Origin of the sequence: Kitasatospora sp. NPDC092039, from assembly GCF_044756065.1 — a bacterium.
Lineage (GTDB): Bacteria > Actinomycetota > Actinomycetes > Streptomycetales > Streptomycetaceae > Kitasatospora.
Genome location: NZ_JBIVSD010000033.1, coordinates 17,900 through 35,941 on the forward strand (window position 1 = coordinate 17,900; position 18,042 = coordinate 35,941).

The 18,042-nt window shown below is 75.0% G+C and carries 13 protein-coding genes; 10 read left to right on the forward strand and 3 right to left on the reverse strand.

What is annotated here, in order from left to right; genetic code table 11:
- Positions 1-500 precede the first annotated feature (500 nt).
- The 10 genes from ACIQI7_RS37220 (at position 501) to ACIQI7_RS37265 (ending at position 13,542) form a co-directional block, all read left to right on the forward strand.
- Complete coding sequence (locus ACIQI7_RS37220; protein WP_401118806.1) at positions 501-2,138, forward strand: CTP synthase; 1,638 nt, start codon at positions 501-503, stop codon at positions 2,136-2,138.
- A 108-nt stretch (positions 2,139-2,246) separates the two neighbouring features.
- Positions 2,247-2,894: an NUDIX domain-containing protein gene (locus ACIQI7_RS37225; protein WP_401118808.1), complete on the forward strand. Its 648-nt coding sequence runs from the start codon at positions 2,247-2,249 to the stop codon at positions 2,892-2,894.
- Between the two features lie 248 nt (positions 2,895-3,142).
- Positions 3,143-5,254 (forward strand): tetratricopeptide repeat protein, encoded by a 2,112-nt coding sequence (locus ACIQI7_RS37230; RefSeq protein ID WP_401118810.1) that lies wholly within the window; start codon positions 3,143-3,145, stop codon positions 5,252-5,254.
- A 260-nt stretch (positions 5,255-5,514) separates the two neighbouring features.
- Positions 5,515-6,630, forward strand: coding sequence for an alanine dehydrogenase (gene ald, locus ACIQI7_RS37235; protein WP_401118812.1), 1,116 nt, complete (start codon positions 5,515-5,517; stop codon positions 6,628-6,630).
- Positions 6,631-7,055: 425 nt separating this feature from the next.
- The gene (locus tag ACIQI7_RS37240; protein ID WP_369808367.1) at positions 7,056-8,123 is read left to right on the forward strand and encodes a ParA family protein; all 1,068 of its coding nucleotides are present in this window, start codon (positions 7,056-7,058) and stop codon (positions 8,121-8,123) included.
- Between the two features lie 41 nt (positions 8,124-8,164).
- Entirely contained in the window at positions 8,165-8,752 is a 588-nt protein-coding gene (locus ACIQI7_RS37245; protein ID WP_401118814.1) for a hypothetical protein, read from the forward strand.
- Between the two features lie 350 nt (positions 8,753-9,102).
- Complete coding sequence (locus ACIQI7_RS37250) at positions 9,103-9,969, forward strand: segregation and condensation protein A (RefSeq protein ID WP_401118817.1); 867 nt, start codon at positions 9,103-9,105, stop codon at positions 9,967-9,969.
- Positions 9,970-10,283: 314 nt separating this feature from the next.
- Positions 10,284-10,877, forward strand: coding sequence for an SMC-Scp complex subunit ScpB (locus ACIQI7_RS37255; RefSeq protein WP_401118868.1), 594 nt, complete (start codon positions 10,284-10,286; stop codon positions 10,875-10,877).
- Positions 10,878-10,939: 62 nt separating this feature from the next.
- Positions 10,940-12,187 (forward strand): pseudouridine synthase, encoded by a 1,248-nt coding sequence (locus tag ACIQI7_RS37260; protein ID WP_401118819.1) that lies wholly within the window; start codon positions 10,940-10,942, stop codon positions 12,185-12,187.
- Between the two features lie 347 nt (positions 12,188-12,534).
- Positions 12,535-13,542 carry a helix-turn-helix domain-containing protein gene (locus ACIQI7_RS37265; protein ID WP_387758856.1) on the forward strand — a complete coding sequence of 336 codons (1,008 nt, stop codon included), beginning with the start codon at positions 12,535-12,537 and terminating at the stop codon, positions 13,540-13,542.
- Between the two features lie 169 nt (positions 13,543-13,711).
- Here the strand turns inward: ACIQI7_RS37265 and ACIQI7_RS37270 are convergent, their stop codons facing one another.
- From ACIQI7_RS37270 to ACIQI7_RS37280, 3 genes are all read right to left on the reverse strand, one after another.
- Positions 13,712-14,074, reverse strand: a complete 363-nt coding sequence (locus tag ACIQI7_RS37270; RefSeq protein ID WP_401118823.1) for a DUF952 domain-containing protein — start codon at positions 14,072-14,074, stop codon at positions 13,712-13,714.
- Positions 14,075-14,187: 113 nt separating this feature from the next.
- Positions 14,188-15,735 (reverse strand): mucoidy inhibitor MuiA family protein, encoded by a 1,548-nt coding sequence (locus ACIQI7_RS37275; RefSeq protein ID WP_401118825.1) that lies wholly within the window; start codon positions 15,733-15,735, stop codon positions 14,188-14,190.
- A 3-nt stretch (positions 15,736-15,738) separates the two neighbouring features.
- A complete protein-coding gene (locus ACIQI7_RS37280) occupies positions 15,739-17,904 on the reverse strand; it encodes a DUF4139 domain-containing protein (protein ID WP_401118827.1) in 2,166 nt (721 codons plus the stop codon).
- Positions 17,905-18,042: the final 138 nt, after the last annotated feature.

Sequence of the window (18,042 nt, forward strand, 5' to 3'; positions counted from 1 at the left end):
CCGAGCAGCTTACGACGGACGAAAGGGGCGAAGCACGCGGGCGCAGCCCGGTGTGGCGCCGCAATTCGGCGGAAATGCCGTGCATCGCGAGGGCGTGGCGCAGGATGGTCCGGAAGGATCAGCTCCGCCTGGTCCGCCCGGAGGAGCCGGGATGGTCCGTACGGGCACCGCGCCCTGGCCCGGTCCGGTGGGTTGTGCGACCGGTGTGACACCTGCGGCGCGTGATGCGCCGGTGGTGCGCCCCGCGCGCGCTCCCGGCGCGGCGCGCGTGGCCCGAACGGCGACCGGGTCGACGCACTGATACCCTGGTATCCCGTGGACCGGCGGGATCAAACGCCCCGGACCAGCCGAACCGACGACCCAACGAGCGCCGCGCACCGAGCCGGCCTCCCGTCGCCCGGCGAACCCCGAGCTCCCGCCCACGTCTCCTTCGACACGCGACCCACGGGAGCCCCCTCTTGGCACAGCCCCATTCCGGCAAGGCAGCGAACGGCCGCGCCGTGACGACCAAGCACCTCTTCGTCACCGGGGGTGTCGCCTCTTCGCTCGGAAAGGGGCTGACCGCCTCCAGCCTGGGCGCGCTGCTCAAGGCCCGCGGCCTGCGCGTGACGATGCAGAAGCTCGACCCGTACCTCAACGTGGACCCGGGCACCATGAACCCGTTCCAGCACGGCGAGGTGTTCGTCACCGACGACGGCGCCGAGACCGACCTGGACATCGGCCACTACGAGCGGTTCCTGGACACCAACCTGCACGGCTCGGCGAACGTCACCACCGGCCAGGTGTACTCGACCGTCATCGCCAAGGAGCGCCGCGGCGAGTACCTGGGCGACACCGTCCAGGTCATCCCGCACATCACCAACGAGATCAAGTCCCGGATCCGCCGGATGGCGACCGAGGACGTCGACGTGGTGATCACCGAGGTCGGCGGCACCGTCGGCGACATCGAGTCGCTGCCGTTCCTGGAGGCCGTCCGCCAGGTCCGCCACGAGGTCGGCCGGGACAACGTGTTCTTCGTGCACGTCTCCCTGCTGCCGTACATCGGCCCCTCGGGCGAGCTGAAGACCAAGCCGACCCAGCACTCCGTGGCCGCGCTGCGCAACATCGGCATCCAGCCCGACGCCATCGTGCTGCGCGCCGACCGCGAGGTCCCGCAGGCGATCAAGCGCAAGATCTCGCTGATGTGCGACGTGGACGAGGAGGCCGTGGTCGCGGCCATCGACGCCAAGTCGATCTACGACATCCCCAAGGTGCTGCACGGCGAGGGCCTGGACGCCTACGTGGTGCGCCGCCTGGACCTGCCGTTCCGCGACGTGGACTGGACCACCTGGGACGACCTGCTGCGCCGCGTCCACGAGCCGCAGCACATCGTCAAGGTCGCCCTGGTCGGCAAGTACATCGACCTGCCGGACGCCTACCTGTCGGTGACCGAGGCGCTGCGCGCCGGCGGCTTCGCCAACAACGCCCGGGTCGAGATCAAGTGGGTCACCTCGGACGACTGCGAGACGCCCGAGGGCGCCCGCGAGCAGCTCGGCGACGTGGACGCGATCTGCATCCCCGGCGGCTTCGGCGACCGCGGCGTCAACGGCAAGGTCGGCGCCATCACCTACGCCCGCGAGAACAAGGTCCCGCTGCTGGGCCTGTGCCTGGGCCTGCAGTGCGTGGTCATCGAGGCGGCCCGCAACCTGGCCGGCCTGCCGGAGGCCAACTCCACCGAGTTCGACGCCGCCGCCAAGCACCCGGTCATCTCGACCATGGCCGAGCAGCTGGCCATCGTCGACGGCAAGGGCGACCTGGGCGGCACCATGCGCCTGGGCCTGTACCCGGCCAAGCTCGCCGAGGGCTCGATCGTCCGCGAGGTCTACGGCGGTGAGCAGTACGTCGACGAGCGCCACCGCCACCGCTACGAGGTCAACAACGCCTACCGCGCGGACCTGGAGAAGACCGGCCTGGTGTTCTCCGGCCTCTCGCCCAAGGGCGACCTGGTCGAGTACGTCGAGTACCCGCGCGAGGTGCACCCCTACCTGGTGGCCACCCAGGCCCACCCGGAGCTGAAGTCCCGTCCGACCCGCCCGCACCCGCTGTTCGCGGGCCTGGTCAAGGCGGCCATCGAGATCATGACGGCGGACTCCGAGTAGTCCCCGGCCGCCGTAGACAGCGGTCGTTCACCGGACGGCGGCCCCGCGATTCCCGCGGGGCCGCCGTCCGGCGTTAGATTGTGTCGTACTGACGAAAAGGGGAGAGCGATGGACGAGCAGAGCCGCCAGGTGATCGCCGACGTGGCCGAGGAGTGGGAGGTCCGGGCGAGCCGGACGCCGTTCCAGGGCAAGGTCACCGGCGTGCGCAGCGAGGAGGTCCGGATGCCCGACGGCAGCTGGGCCCGCCGCGACTACCAGACCCACCCCGGCTCGGTCTCGGTGCTCGCCCTGGACGACGAGCAGCGGGTGCTGGTGCTGCGCCAGTACCGCCACCCGGTGCGCCAGCGGCTGTGGGAGCTGCCGGCCGGCCTGCTCGACGTGCCCGGCGAGAACCCGTGGCGCGCCGCGCAGCGCGAGCTGTACGAGGAGGCGCACTGCAAGGCCGGCACCTGGCGGATCCTCGCCGACTACTACACCTCCCCGGGCGGCACCGACGAGGCGCTGCGGATGTTCGTCGCCACCGACCTGGCGCCGGCCGACGGCGACCGCTACGCGGCCGAGGGCGAGGAGCAGGAGATCGAGGTCGCCTGGGTGCCGGTGCCGGAGCTGATCCGGCTGATCCAGGCCGGGAAGCTGCACAACCCGACCCTGGTCACCGGCGCCCTCGCCGTGCACGCCGCGCTCACCGGCCCGGACGGGCTGGACGCGCTGCGCCCGGCGGACTCGCCCTGGCCGGCCCGTCCCTTCGAGGCCTGAGCCGCGCCCGCGGCCCGCGCGTCGCCCCCTGCCGCCCCGGCATCGCCCGGCGCGTCGCGGCGGGCGTTGAGTCGTTGGGGTGATTTGCCGATTCGTACGACCGGATGTCACCTCGGCTGAGCCGGACGGTCGAACTACGCTTCGCAGACAGGGCGCCCGTACCGGGCCGCCCCCGCTGAGCTCGGGGGCCGGGCACCGGAAGCCGAGCGTCGGATGCCGAGCGCGGGATGACGTCGGGAGTGGCACGGGTGGCGAGGAAGACGGCGACGATGGACCCCGGCCCCGGCGCGCCCGCCGGGGCCGTCCCGGGCCTGGAGCGGCTGCCGGCCGGGCCCGCGCTGTTCGTGGGGCGGCGCGCCGAACTGGCCGCGCTGCGGGCGGCCGCCGCCCGCCCGGCGAGCGGGCGCTGCCCGGTACTGGTGCTGGCCGGGCGCCCCGGCTCCGGACGGACCGCGCTGGCCGCCCGCTTCGCCCGTACCGTCGCCGCGGACTTCCCGGACGGCGTGCTGTTCGTCCGGCTGTCCGCCCCGGACGGCGGCCGGGTGCCGCCCGCCCGGGCCGCCCGGCTGCTGCTGGAGCAGCTCGACCCGCGGACCGCCGTGCCGCTGCCCGGCGCCGGCGAGGACGGGCGGGACGAGCCCGGCTGCGTGGCGCTGCGCGAGGCGCTCGCCGGGCTGCGGGTGCTGCTCGTGCTGGACGACGTCCGGGACGCCGGGCAGGTGTGGCCGCTGCTGGCCGACGAGCCCGGCTGCCTCGTGCTCGCCACCACGGCCGGGCCGCTCACCGGGATCGAGGACATCGACCCGGTGATCCTCGGCGGGCTGGACCGGCAGGCCTCCGGCGAGCTGCTGGCCGACCTGGTCGGCGGCACCCGGATCTCCTGCGACCCGGTCGGCGGGGCCGACCTGGCCGAGGCCTGTGCCGCCCGGCCGGCCGCGCTGCGGCTGATGGCGGGATGGCTGCGCGGGAACCCGAAGACCGCGGTCACCGACGCGGCGCGCGAGCTCAACCGGGTGGTGGGGGAGGAGACGGGAGCCGCCAGGGCCTCGGCGGATCCGGCCGCCGCGGTGAAGGAGGCCGCCGCGGTGAAGGAGAAGGAGAAGGACAGGGGGAGGGAGCGGGCCGGGGCGCCGAACAAGAACAAGAAGGAGAAGGAGGGGGAACGGGCGGCGAAGCCCCCGGGTACCCCTCCGGCCGGGCCCGCCAAGGCGGCCGCCGCCGCGGTGACCGGGTCGGCCGGCGACCCGGCGGCCTGGGTGAAGCCCGGCCCCGAGCCGGCCGAGCCGGTGCCCGTCCCCGACAACGACCCGCTGCTCGGCGCGTTCACCCTGTTGTACCGTGGGCTGCCGGCCGCCCACGCGCGGATGCTGCGCACCCTCACCCTGGCCCCGTCGCAGACCGCGGACCCGCGCACCGCCTCCGCCCTGGTGGGCTGCCCGGTGCCGGACGCGGCCGCGACGCTGGCCGCGCTGGCCGAGCGGGAGCTGCTCGGCGAGGAGGCGCCGGCCGCCGACGGGACCCCGCGCTACCGGGTGCCCGGGCGGCTCTACCCCCGGCTGGTCCGGCTGCGCGAGCAGGAGGACCGGCCCGCCGAGACCGAACTCGCCCGGGCCCGGCTGCTGGAGCGGCTGGTCCGGCTCACCGAGTCGGCCCGGGCACTGTTGGACCCGGCGGCCGCTCCCGGTCCGGAGCCGCTGCCCGCCCCGCTGCGGCTGCGCTCGGCGGCGCACGCCCGGGAGTGGCTGCTCGGCGAGCGGGAGCTGCTGCTCGGCGCGGTGGCCGACGCGATCGGCCAGGGCGACCTGGACGGCTCGGCCGGGCGGCTGGTCACCGCGCTGCTGCGGACGCTGCCGCTGACCGGCGCCGCCGCCCCCGCCGACCTCTACCGGCTGCACGAGCTGGTGCTGACCGTCGCCGAACGCGGCGCCCGGCCCCGCCGGGCCTCGGCCGCGCTGCTCAACCTGGGCGACCTCCAGGCCTCGGCGGGCCGCTGGGAGCCGGCCGCCGCCCACTACCGGGCCGCCCTGGAGCACGCCCGGAAGGCGGACGACGAACCGCTCTGCGCCCGGGCCCTGGAGAGCGCCGCCAACTGCCACCGGGCGCTCGGCGACGCGGTGCGGGCCGCCGACTGGTACGGGCGGGCGCTCGGTCTGCGGCAGGCGCTCGGGGACCACGCGGCCGAGGCCCGGCTGCTCGCCCGGGTGGCCGAGGCGCACACCGCGCAGCGCCGCTTCGACGAGGCCGACCGGGAGTACCGGGCCGCGCTCGCGGTACTGCGGCGGCTGGGCGACGAGCGGGGCCGGGAGGCCGTCGCAACGGCCCTCGCGGACCTGCGGGAACGCGTCGACGCCGGGTGGTGACGGGCGTTTCGGAGGTATTGTCGAAGATGCCCGGTTAGGACGTCTTTGGCGGGTAAGTCGCAGGGGAAGCCTACGAACCTGCCAATGTGTGCGGGAAAATTATTCACTTTGGAAGGCTGACACGCCGACTGGGCTTCATTACACTCGGACTCAGTCGCGCAGCGATCCCCGCCCCGGGCTGCCCGGAGGCTTCCCCACGTGCGCGTCGCCCACCGGTCTTCTCCGGTCGGGACCCCCATGGCAAGAGGACGTGTTCAGTCGTGAAGGTCGGCATCCCCCGCGAGGTCAAGAACCACGAGTACCGCGTGGCCATCACGCCCGCCGGCGTGCATGAGCTGGTCCGCAACGGACACGAGGTCTACATCGAGGACAACGCCGGTCTCGGCTCCTCGATCCCGAACGAGGAGTACGTGGCCGCCGGCGCCACCATCCTCCCCACCGCCGACGAGGTGTGGGCCACCGCCGACCTGCTGCTGAAGGTCAAGGAGCCCATCGCCTCGGAGTACCACCGGCTGCGCAAGGGCCAGACCGTCTTCACGTACCTGCACCTGGCGGCCGACCGGGCCGGCACCGACGCGCTGATCGCCTCGGGCACCACCGCCATCGCGTACGAGACCGTGCAGCTGTCGAACGGCGCGCTGCCGCTGCTCGCCCCGATGTCCGAGGTCGCGGGCCGGCTGGCCCCGCAGGTCGGCTCGTGCCACCTGATGCGTCCGGCCGGCGGCCGCGGCACCCTGCCCGGCGGCGTGCCCGGCACCCACCCGGCCAAGGCCGTCGTCATCGGCGGTGGCGTCTCCGGCTGGCACGCGGCCACCATCGCCATCGGCATGGGCTACGACGTGACCCTGCTCGACCGCGACATCAACAAGCTGCGCGAGGCCGACCGCATCTTCGGCACGAAGATCAAGGCCATCATGTCCAACTCGTTCGAGCTGGAGAAGGCCGTCCTCGACGCCGACCTGGTCATCGGCGCGGTGCTGATCCCGGGCGCCAAGGCCCCGAAGCTGGTCACCAACGAGCTGGTCTCCCGCATGAAGCCGGGCTCCGTGCTGGTCGACATCGCGATCGACCAGGGCGGCTGCTTCGAGGACTCGCACGCCACCACGCACGACGAGCCGACCTTCAAGGTCCACGACTCGGTCTTCTACTGCGTGGCCAACATGCCGGGCGCCGTCCCGAACACCTCCACCTACGCGCTGACCAACGCCACCCTGCCGTACGTGCTGGAGCTGGCCAACCGCGGGTGGAAGGAGGCGCTGCGCCGCGACGCCGCGCTCGCCAAGGGCCTGAACGTGCACGAGGGCCAGATCACCTTCCCGGCCGTGGCCGAGGCCTTCGGCCTGGAGTCGGTCTCCCTGGAGAGCGTGCTCGCCTGAACCACCTGACCGCCCGGCGGTCGTTCGCCCCCGACCCGATCACTTCGGGCCGGGGGCTTCGCCGTGCCCGTGATCAGCGGGTCGACCGGGGAGGTCGCTCTGTCGTCAATATCCGTCGGTCATGTCACCCGCCCGCAGAAACGTTGGGGCCGGTGACCCTCTCATCCCTTGACAGCAGCCCGCTCGATAGTCGACACATCCTGCCCACTACCGTGGATTGTGTTGCTGCGAACGCCTTGAACGGCCTAGAGTCGCAAACCGTCGGCATGCTGCCACGCTGACGAATCGACATAGAGTCCTGGATGCCCAAGGAGGTAAGACGACTTGTGAATGAGTCGACAATTGCTCCCGGGGGTGGTCAGCCAGGACTGGCGGAACTCACCGCCGGCCAGCCGAGTGAGGAGCCCGGGGCCCGGCAGCCCTCCGTGGGCTCGGCCGAGGTCGGCTCGGTCGCACTCCGTACCTTCGAAGCACGCCAGAACACAGCACAGGTGACCACGGTGACCGATCACGACGCCGACTTGGCGGCCTACGGCCTGGCCTACGGCGAGTTCGCCTACGGCGCCTACGACGACCCGGACGCCGAGTACGAGCCGGACCCGGAGTACGCCGCCACGCTGGCCCCCGACGCCGCGCGCCAGCGCCGCGAGCGGGTCGGCCCGACCGGCCGCCCGCTGCCGTACTTCCCGATCCCCGCGCCGGTGGCCGAGCACGGCCCCGCCCAGATCATCGCCATGTGCAACCAGAAGGGCGGCGTCGGCAAGACCACGTCGACCATCAACCTGGGCGCGGCGCTGGCCGAGTACGGCCGCCGGGTGCTGCTCGTCGACTTCGACCCGCAGGGCGCGCTCTCGGTCGGCCTCGGCGTCAACCCGATGGAGCTCGACGTCACCGTCTACAACCTGCTCATGGAGCGGGGCCTGACGGCCGATGAGGTGCTGCTCAAGACGGCGGTCCCGGGGATGGACCTGCTGCCCTCCAACATCGACCTCTCCGCCGCCGAGGTGCAGCTGGTCAGCGAGGTGGCCCGGGAGTCCGCGCTGGCGCGCGCCCTGAAGCCGCTGCTGCCCGACTACGACTACGTCATCATCGACTGCCAGCCCTCGCTGGGCCTGCTGACGGTCAACGCGCTGACGGCCGCTCACAGCGTGATCGTCCCGCTGGAGTGCGAGTTCTTCGCGCTGCGCGGTGTCGCGCTGCTGACCGAGACCATCGAGAAGGTGTGCGAACGGCTCAACCCGGACCTGCGCCTGGACGGCATCCTGGCCACCATGTACGACTCGCGCACCGTGCACAGCCGCGAGGTGCTGGCGCGCGTCGTCGAGGCGTTCGGCGAGCACGTCTTCCACACCGTCATCGGGCGGACCGTGCGCTTCCCGGAGACCACCGTCGCCGGCGAGCCCATCACGACGTACGCGACCAACTCGGTCGGTGCCGCCGCTTACCGCCAGCTCGCCAGGGAGGTGCTCGACCGGTGCCGCCCCGCCGAGTGAGTCTCCCGGGTGCCGACGAGCTGTTCCGGACCACGGGGGGGATGGCGCTGTCGCCCTCCCTCGCGCCGCGTCCGGCCGCCGAGGCAGCCAGACCGGAGACCGCGCGGACCGTCAACGGCCAACCGGACGGCGCCGAGGCCGCCTCGGCGGCCCAGGGCGCCCAGGACGACCGGCAGGTGACGCCGGAGCAGCAGGCGGCCGCCACGGTGCCGGCGCCCGCGCAGCCGCCCGTCCAGCGGGCCGGCACGGCCGCCGGGCCCGCACCCGTCGCAGGCGTCGCCGCGGCCGGGAAGACCGTCTCGGGCGGCCGCGGTGCCGGCTCGGCCCCGGCGCCCCGGACGCACCAGGGCGCCGTCGAGGAGCAGCCCGGTGCCGCCGGGCGCGCCCGGCCGCGCGGCCGCGCGCCGCGCCGGCCCAGCGGGCGCGAGCGGCACGACGAGAAGATCACGGTGTACGTGTCCGCCGAGGAGCTCATGGACCTGGAGCACGCCCGGCTGGTGCTGCGCGGCGAGCACGGCCTGGCCGTGGACCGCGGGCGGATCGTCCGGGAGGCCATCGCGGTCGTCCTGGCGGACCTGGAGCAGCGGGGCGAGGCCTCGATCCTGGTCCGGCGGCTGCGCGGCCGGTAAGCGGCGCGGAGGGCGGCCGGCGGTTCCGCCGGGCGTCGAGGGGGGCCGCTGGCCCGGCGTGGGGAGGCCGCCGGTCGGGCGGCAGGACGCCGCAGGGCCCCGGGTGGGGCCGCGGGGGGCCGAGAGCCTCGGGACGGCCGCCGTAGGGCGCTCCTGGGCCTGGGGGGCCGTCTGAGGCAAGCGGGACACCGTGGCCGGTCCGGTGGGGCCGGATCGACGGGACGGGCGCGCCTGAGGGCCCCGTACGGGCTCGTTGGAGCCGGTGGGCACCGGTTCCGGGCCCGGTGGAGCGGCGTGTCGGGTGGCCCCGGAGCCGAGGCAGGGACGAGGACGGGCGAAGATGGACCGTCATGCCCAGGACCGCCGAACCAGCCGCCACCGCCGCGAGCGCGACCGAGGACGAGTCGCGGGGCGGCTTCCGGGTACGGCTGGACAACTTCGAGGGCCCGTTCGACCTGCTGCTCAGCCTGATCGCCAAGCACAGGCTGGACGTCACCGAGGTGGCGCTGGCCACCGTGACGGACGAGTTCATGGCGTACATCCGGGCGATGGGCCCGGACTGGGACCTGGACGCGACGACCGAGTTCCTGGTGGTGGCCGCCACCCTGCTCGACCTCAAGGCCGCCCGGCTGCTGCCCGTGGCCGAGGTCGAGGACGAGGCGGACCTGGCGCTGCTGGAGGCCCGTGACCTGCTGTTCGCCCGACTGCTCCAGTACCGGGCGTACAAGCGGGCGGCGGCGCTGTTCGGCGAGCGCTGGGCGGCCGAGCTGCTGCGCCGGCCCCGGACCGCCGCCCTGGAGCCCCGGCACGCGGAGCTGCTGCCCGAGGTGGTCATCACCGTTGGGCCGCGGCGGCTCGCCGAGCTGGCGGCCAGGGCGATGGCGCCCCGACCCGCGCCGGTCGTCTACGTGGACCACATCCACACCCCGCCGGTGAGCGTGCGCGAGCAGGCGGGGCTGGTGGTGGGGCTGCTCACCGAGCTGGGCGAGGCCTCGTTCCAGCGGCTGGTCGAGGACGCGCCGGACGACCTGGTGGTGGTCGCCCGCTTCCTGGCGCTGCTGGAGCTGTACCGGGAGCGGGTGCTCGCCTTCGAGCAGCCGGAGGCGCTCGGCGAGCTGCTGGTGCGCTGGGTGGCCGAGGAGGGCCGGGCGGCGGTCGAGGTGACGGACGAGTTCGACCGGCCGGCGGGCGGGGTCGGGGAGGACGGACGGCGATGAGCGGCGGGAACGAGGGCGGACGGCCGGTGCGGCGGCCGCTGGGGCTGCCGGGGCGGCCGCGGGACGAGGAGTGGCTGGAGCCGGCCTTCGAGCTGCTGCCGGACCCGGTGGAGGCCGTGGAGGCGGTGGAGCCGGTGGCGGACGACCCGGCGGCGGAGGCGCGTGTCGTGCACCAGAAGTCGGCCCCGTCGACTTCCGGTGCCTCTGGTGCCTCTGGTGCCTCGGGTGCCTCCGGTGTCCCCGGTGTCCCCGGCGCCTCCGCAGCCGAGGGGGCCGCCGACGGCGGGCTGCGGGCCGACCTGGAGGCCGTCCTGATGGTCGTCGACGAGCCGGTGGCGGAGGAGCGGCTGGCCGAGGCGCTGGAGCGGCCCCGGGCCGAGGTGGCGGCCGCGCTGCGCGAACTGTCCGCCGAGTACACCGCCCAGGGCCGCGGCTTCGACCTGCGGCTGGTCGCCGGCGGCTGGCGGTTCTACAGCCGGGAGAGCCGTTCCGCGGCCGTCGACCGCTTCCTCCTGGACGGCCGGCAGGCCCGGCTCACCCAGGCCGCGCTGGAGACCCTGGCGGTGGTCGCGTACCGGCAGCCGGTGTCCAGATCGCGGGTTTCCGCCGTCCGTGGTGTGAACTGTGACGGCGTGATGCGTACCCTGGTACAGCGAGGACTGGTGGAAGAGGCCGGATCCGAGCCCGAAACAGGTGCGATCCTGTATCGGACGACGAACTACTTCCTGGAACGGATGGGGCTCCGCGGCCTGGACGAGCTGCCGGAGCTCGCTCCCTTCCTGCCCGAGGTCGACGACGTGGAAGCGGAGTCCCTGGAGGGCACGATGATCGCGGAGGCGGTCGCCGCCGCTGCCGCGCAGGCCGCGGACGGCAGTGGCGAGGCCGGTCGGGCCGGGCCCGATCGGTAGGGGGCGGTGAGGTCGGCCGAAACGACCGCACATCCCAGACGGAACGACGTACGGACACTTTGATGCGTAGCAGTGGCAACGGCAGGAACAGCAGCGGCGGCGGGAGCGGTCGCGGCGGACAGGGCGGGGGCCGGGGCGGCGGCTCCTACGGCGGCGGCAGCGGCGGCGGTCGCGGCGGCTCGGGCTCGCGCGGAGGTTCGTACGGCGGCAGCAGCGGCGGTGGCCGCGGCGGCTCGGGTTCGGGCGCGGGCTCGCGCGGCGGCTCGTACGGTCGTGACGACCGGCGCGAGGGCCGCCGGGACGACCGGCGCGACGACCGCCGCTACCCGGACCGCCCGCTGCGGCCCGAGGAGCGCCGGTACGACCGCCCCGAGTACGGCGGCGGCCCCAACGCCACCCCGGCCCGCGGCGGCTTCGCCGGCCGGCGCCCCGGCCCGGCCCCGCGCCCGCGCCGCGAGGGCCAGGGCGCCCCGGGCGACCCGCGCCGCCAGCCGCAGCGCTCCCGCGAGCTCCAGGCCAAGATCGAGGACGCCGTCCTCGCCCGGCACGACAAGCCGGCCGTCAAGCTGCCCAAGACCTTCGGCGAGCCCGAGGGCGAGCGCCTCCAGAAGGTGCTGGCCCGGGCCGGCATCGGCAGCCGCCGCGCCTGCGAGGAGCTGATCGAGCAGGGCCGGGTCGAGGTCAACGGCAAGCGCGTCACCGAGCAGGGCAAGCGGGTCGACCCGCAGAACGACGAGATCAAGGTGGACGGCCTGACCGTCGCCACCCAGTCCTACCTGTTCTTCGCGCTGAACAAGCCGGCCGGCGTGGTCTCCACCATGGAGGACCCGGACGGCCGCCAGTGCCTGGGCGACTACGTGACCAACCGGGAGACCCGGCTGTTCCACGTCGGCCGCCTGGACACCGAGACCGAGGGCATCATCCTGCTCACCAACCACGGCGAGCTGGCCCACCGCCTCACCCACCCGCGGTACGGCGTGACCAAGACCTACCTGGCCGCGATCCAGGGCCCGATCCCGCGCGACCTGGGCAAGCGGCTGGCCCAGGGCATCGAGCTGGAGGACGGTTACGCCCGCGCCGACAGCTTCAAGGTCATCTCCAACGTCGGCAAGAATTACCTCGTCGAGGTGACCCTGCACGAGGGCCGCAAGCACATCGTCCGCCGGATGCTGGCCGAGGTCGGCTTCCCGGTCGAGAAGCTGGTGCGCACCCACTTCGGCCCGATCGCCCTGGGCGACCAGAAGTCGGGCTGGCTGCGCCGCCTGACCAACCCGGAGGTCGGCCAGCTGATGCGCGAGGTCGGTCTCTAGGCCTGCCGTCGACGGGCCCCGGGCCCGTACGCTCCGCCGGAGCCCCCGGCCGCACCTTTCGCGGCCGGGGGCTCCGGCGTTCCCGGGAGGAGGCCGTTCCCGGGAGGCCGTTCGCGGGCGGTGTGAACGTCCGCACACGGATGTCCACGTTCCGGACAGGTCGTGTGAGCCGGGACGCAACCGCTGGTCACGGCCTTGTCAGCGTCATGATCCGTGGCCGAGGATGGCCACCGGAGCACCACCCGCCGCGTGGCGGGACTGCGCCAGCACGGGGCGTGCCGGCCGGGGTGGTGCGGGCCGAGGGAAACCGGCCACCGGATAACGGGCGAGCAGGGGGAGAGGGCGTCGTGTCCGATGCAGCACTGGGGCGGGTCGGCGGACAGGCCCTCGGCGCGCTGGGACTGGCGGAGCCGGACGGGCAGGTCTACGCGGCGCTGGTGGCCAACCCGCAGTCCACGGCCGAGGAGCTGGCGGAGAGCTGCGGGCTGACGTTCCAGCAGAGCGTGCGCGCATTGGACAGGTTGGCGCAGCAGGGCATGGCCACCCGGGCTCCGGTGGACCGGCACCGCTACCTGCCGGTGCCCCCGGACGTCGCGATCGGCACCCTGATCGGCCACCGGGAGTCGGAACTGCGCTACGCCCGGGCCGAGATGCACCGGCTGATGGACGCCTTCCGGGAGGCCTCGCGGTACACCGACCCGGCGCACTCGGTGGAGGTGCTGACCGGCGGCGAGGCGATCGCCCAGCGGCTGGAGCACATCACCGAGACCAGCCAGTACCAGGTGCGCGGCTTCGACCGCCCGCCGTACATCCAGGACCCGGTGGCGCCGCTGACCCTGCAGCGGCGGCGGCTGCGCGAGGGCGTGAAGTTCCGGACGGTCTACGACCGGGAGGCGGTGGCCTGGCCGGGGCGGCTGGAGAAGAACATCCTGGTCGGCGTCGCGGACGGCGAGGAGGCGAGGGTCCGGCCGACACTGCCGATGAAGATGATCATCTCGGACGACCGGATGGCGATCATCCCGATCAGCGTCGGCGACAGCGTGCTGGACGCCGCGTACGTGATCCACCCCTCCGCGCTGCTCCAGGCGCTGGACACGCTGTTCGAGGCGGAGTGGGAGCGGGCCGTCCGCCTGCAGGCGGCGGTCGGCGCCGAGGACGCCGGGGCGGAGCCGGAGGCCGACCACCGCAAGCTGCTGGGCCTGCTGGCGGCCGGGCTCACCGACGAGTCGATCGCCCGCTCGCTCGGCTGGAGTGCCCGGACCACCCAGCGCCGGCTCCAGAGCCTGATGCGCTCGCTGGGCGCCACCACCCGCTTCCAGGCCGGGATGGCGGCCCGGGAACGGGGATGGCTGTAGGACCCGGTCGGCCGGCGGGCCGACGGGCCGGTGCGGACGCGGGGACGATCGGCGGGGCGGGCCCGGGGAGGACCGGCAGGGTGGGCCCGGGAGGACCGGCAGGGCGGGCCCGGGGAGGACCGGCAGGGCGGGCCCGGGGAGGTGACCTCGCCCGGCCCCGCCCGCGCCGTCAGCTCCAGGGGCTGAGCGAGGCCCAGCGGCCGTCCGGCCCGCGCTCGACCTTCTCCAGGCCGACCACGGCGGTGCGGTTCAGCCGCCCGTAGATGTGCGGGAACAGCACGCCGGGGGTGGCCCCGGGCGGCGGGGCGCCGTTCGGGGCCTCCCACTTCACCATCGGCTCCACCAGCGACTCCTCGATCAGCAGCACCATCAGCGGGTCGGGAGCGTCGGCGAAGAAGGCGTTGGCCACCGCCAGCGCCGTCGGCTCGTCCGCCGAGCAGTGGATGAACCCGTCGGTGAGCAGCGAGGCGGTGGCGTACGGGCGGCCCGGGTCGGCGAGCCAGTCGTCCAGGGGGGCGAGATGGAGGATCATGCTTCCTTTTCTACCCGTTGTCTCCGGTTTGGACCTGAGCGGCCGTCATCGGCACGGGGGTGTCCGCCGCCGGCCCGCCTCCGGCGGCGTCCGTCGTCGGCCGGCCCCCGCGGTCAGAGCCCGGCCACCTTGGCGGAGGCGGACACCTCGTACACCAGGGTGAGGGTGCGCCGGGCGCCGGGGGCGAGCGGGACGTCCCAGCGGACGATGCCCTCGGTGTCGAAGGAATCCGGCGTCGGCGAGCACTCCTCCTTGCGCAGCCGCACCTCGACCGCGGACACCTCGGAGACCGGCACCCGTTCGCGCACGGTCACGATCCGCTCGTCGTGCTCCTCCGGGCCGGAGAAGCGGGACAGGTGCAGCCGGACCGTCCGGGTGGTGGTCTGGCGGCCGGTGAGGCCGGCGGTGGCCTGGCGCTCCTCGACCTCCCGGACCACCCGGTAGTCGTCCGAGCTGCCGAAGGACAGTTCGGCGTCGGCGCCGGCGGCGGTGAAGCGCAGTTCGCCGCGGCCGGTGAAGCCGCTGCCGCGGACCAGCTCGACCGGGCCGGACAGCAGCGGGTGCCCGGCCGCGTTGCGGAACCGGACCACCTGGGTGACCAGCGGGGACAGCTCAGGGGCGCAGGCGTACTCGCCGGCCGCCGCGGCGGTGAAGGCCCCCAGCGGCACCCGGTGCGCGCGGCCGTCGGAGGGCACGGTCGTTGGGGCGGGGGCGCGCAGCACCCGGACCTCGCCGCCGTCGTCCACGCCCGGCACCGCGGAGGACGGGCCCAGGGTGGCGACCGCCTCCTCACGCAGCTCGACCTCGACCGTGCGGCGCTCCTCGTCGGTGCGCTCGCGCAGCACCAGGACGTCCTCGGCGACCGCGGGCGGGGCGGTGGCGAGGGCGGAGCGGGCGGTGGAGAAGGTGAGCCGGGCGTTCGTCCAGTCCTCGCCGGTGCGCTGCCAGACCACCGCCTCCGACTCCAGGCGCAGCTCGCCGCCGTCCAGGGTCGCCCGGTAGGAGGGGCGCCACAGCGCACAGGGCACCAGGTGGGAGACGGTCAGCTCGGCCGGGCCGGGGCGCGCCGCCTCGACGGTGAGCTCCAGGTGGGCGGTCAGCTCGGCCGGGTCCTCCTCGGCCTGGTCCAGCGCGATCAGGGCCTGCGAGCGCTGCTGCTCCAGGCGGCGCAGCCGGGAGTGGGTGGCGCGCAGCTCCTCGCCGTGGCGCTCGCGCTCGGCGTCCACCCGGCCGAGCTCCCGCGCCCAGCGGTTGGGTTCGAGCTCGCCGAGGCCGGCGCCCTCGCCGATCTCGCGCAGCAGGTCGGCGGAGAGCTGGGCGAGCAGGGCCAGCCGGGCCTCCAGCCGGGCCCGGGTCTGGTCGGCCAGCCGGGTCTCGGCGTCCAGCCGGTGCAGCCGGTGGCGCAGCTCGGAGTCCTCCGGGCCGGGCGGCAGCGGGGCGCGCGGGGCCCAGTCGCGCACCAGCCGGGCGTCCAGTACGCGGACGCCGTCGGTGGCGGACTCGGCGCGCAGGGTGCGGTCGACGGCGAGGGCGGTGAGCGGGCCGAGGCGCAGCCGCTGCACGCCCGCGGCGAGCCCGACCGTCGTGCCGCGCTCGACCTGGCTGCGGTCCTCCAGGCAGGTCACGGCGGTGACGGGGAGGGGAAGGGTCTCGACGGTCATCGCTCAGTTCCTCCGGTTTCCGCCGACGATGGCCTTTCCGGCCGGGATCTTGATCAGGTAGCCGCCGTCCAGCTCGGCGCGTCCGCCCGGGGGCAGGTCGACCCGCCAGAGCCGGGTGCTGGGCGGGCAGTCCGGCGTGGGGACGGTCGGGGCGTGCCAGTCGGCCCGCTCCTCGATCCGGATCTCGGCGTCGGAGGTGACCGGCACCCGCTCGCGGACCTCCACGGTGACGGCGCGTGCGAGCCGGTTGGCCAGCTGGACGTGCACCCGGTGGTCGAGGACGGTGCTGTTGCCCTTCAGCATGCCGGTGGCGGACTCGTGCACCTCGGTGCGGCGCGCCACCTCGATGCTCTCGGCGACGCCGATGCCCAGCCGCCGGGTGGCGCCGGGCGCCAGGGTGGGCAGGGCGGCGGTGAGCAGGAACTCGTCGTCCACGGTGACCTCCACCGGGCCGGCCAGGACGGCCCGGTCGGTGCGGTTGGCCAGCACCAGGGTCGCGTACACCTTCTCCTCGACGGCGGGGACGGTGACGTACTCGGGGCGGACGGCGAGCGGGATCTCGCCGACGGTGACGGTGTGCCAGGTGCCGTCGGACGGGATGTCGGCGGGGGCGGCGGCGTCGAAGCGGTGGTCGAAGGAGCCGGCGGACTCGCGGGGCGGGACGGCGTGCCGGGGCAGGATGAGGGTGCGGAGCTGTGCGGTGCCGCCGGCGGGCAGGGGCCAGGTCTGCCCGATCCGTTCGGGGCGGGGGTGGAGGGTGCCGCGGCGGGCGGCGGGCTCCTCGGGGCCGGCCAGGACGAGGTCGGGGTAGTCGAGCAGGGTGGCGTCCGGGACGACGCCGGGCGGCGGCGGGGGCGGGGCGGCGTGGCCGACGCGGCGGCGGGCCTCCGCGGGCGGGAGGCCGCCCGGGGCCTGCGGCAGCGGTGCCACCGGGGCGGCGGCCGGGGCCGGCGCCCCGGCCGGGCCGCCGTAGCCGGCGAAGCCGCCTGGTGCGCCTGGGGGCGCGGGCATCGGCTGGTCGGCGTTCAGCAGGCCGCCGCCGTACGCGACGGGGGCGATCGGCTCGTCGGCGGCGAAGGCCTCGGCCCGGGGGCCGCCCGGGCGGGCGCCGCCCAGCCGGGCGGAGCGGGCGGCGCCGCCGGGGACGGGACGGCGGGTGGCGGGCTCGGGGCGGTCGGCGCCGGCCGCGTCGTAGCCGGTGAAGAGGTCGTTCAGGCCGGCCGGGGGCTCGCGCCAGCCGGAGGGCGGCGGGGCGGGCTGGCTGCGGCCGATCCGCAGCGAGGCGAGCCGGGGCAGGTCGGTGCGGCGGTCGAGGTCGGCGGTGGACAGGGCGAGGCGCACGCCCGTCCAGTCCTCGCCGGTGCGCTGGGCGACGGCGGCGCGCAGCACCAGGTGGGCGGTGTCGGCGCCGGTCCGGTAGGACAGCCGGTAGGCGGGCACCCAGCGGGCGGCGGGGACGCCGTACTCCAGCTCCAGCTCCAGTTCCAGTTCGAGTGCTGGGGCGGAGGTCGGCTGAGTGCCCGCGGTGCCCGGGGTGGTCAGAGTGAGCAGGACGGTGGTGCTGGTCCCGACCGGCTCGGCCCGGTCGGCGGTGGACGCCCGCTCCAGCCGGTCGGCGGCCAGGTCGCGCTCGTGGTCGGCGAGTTCGAGCTCCCGGGTGAGCTCCTCGGCGCGTTCCTGGAGCCGGGCCAGCCGCTCGTCGACGAAGTCGGCGAGCTCCAGCCAGGCGTCGGCGGGTGTGCGGCGCAGCGGCTCGTCGCGGCGGCGCTGCGGCGGTACGGCGCGCAGCGCGGCGGTCTCGGCGATCGCGGCCAGGACCAGCCGCCGGCGCTCGGCGAGCGCGCTGCGGTGCTCGTTGGCCTCGTCCAACGCCTGCTGCAGCTCAGGGAGTTCGTCCTCCTCGCGGAGTTCGGCGAGCAGCTCCAGGCGGGCCTCGGTGACAGCGGCGCCGGCCGGTCCGGAGAGCACCCGGGCGCGCAGCGAGCGGCCGTCCAGGGCGGCGGGCAGGCCGGTCAGCCGCAGCCGTCCGCCGGGTGGGACCGGGACGGTGGCGCGTCGGCGGCACACCGCACCCTCGGCGTACACCACGACGGAGTGCAGGACCGACGGGTGGGCCGGTACGGCCGGCGGTTTCGACTGCCCGCTCCGGCCGCTGTGCTGATCGTCCATGCGCAACCCCTTCGTTCGCGTGGCGCCCGCCGCGTGGCGCTCGTGGTGGTGCCTGTGGTGTCCGTGCTGCTGTTCGCGGTGCTGCTCGTGGTGTCGCCCGCCTTCTCCGGGCGGCCAGTCTGCCCGGCTTCGGCGCGG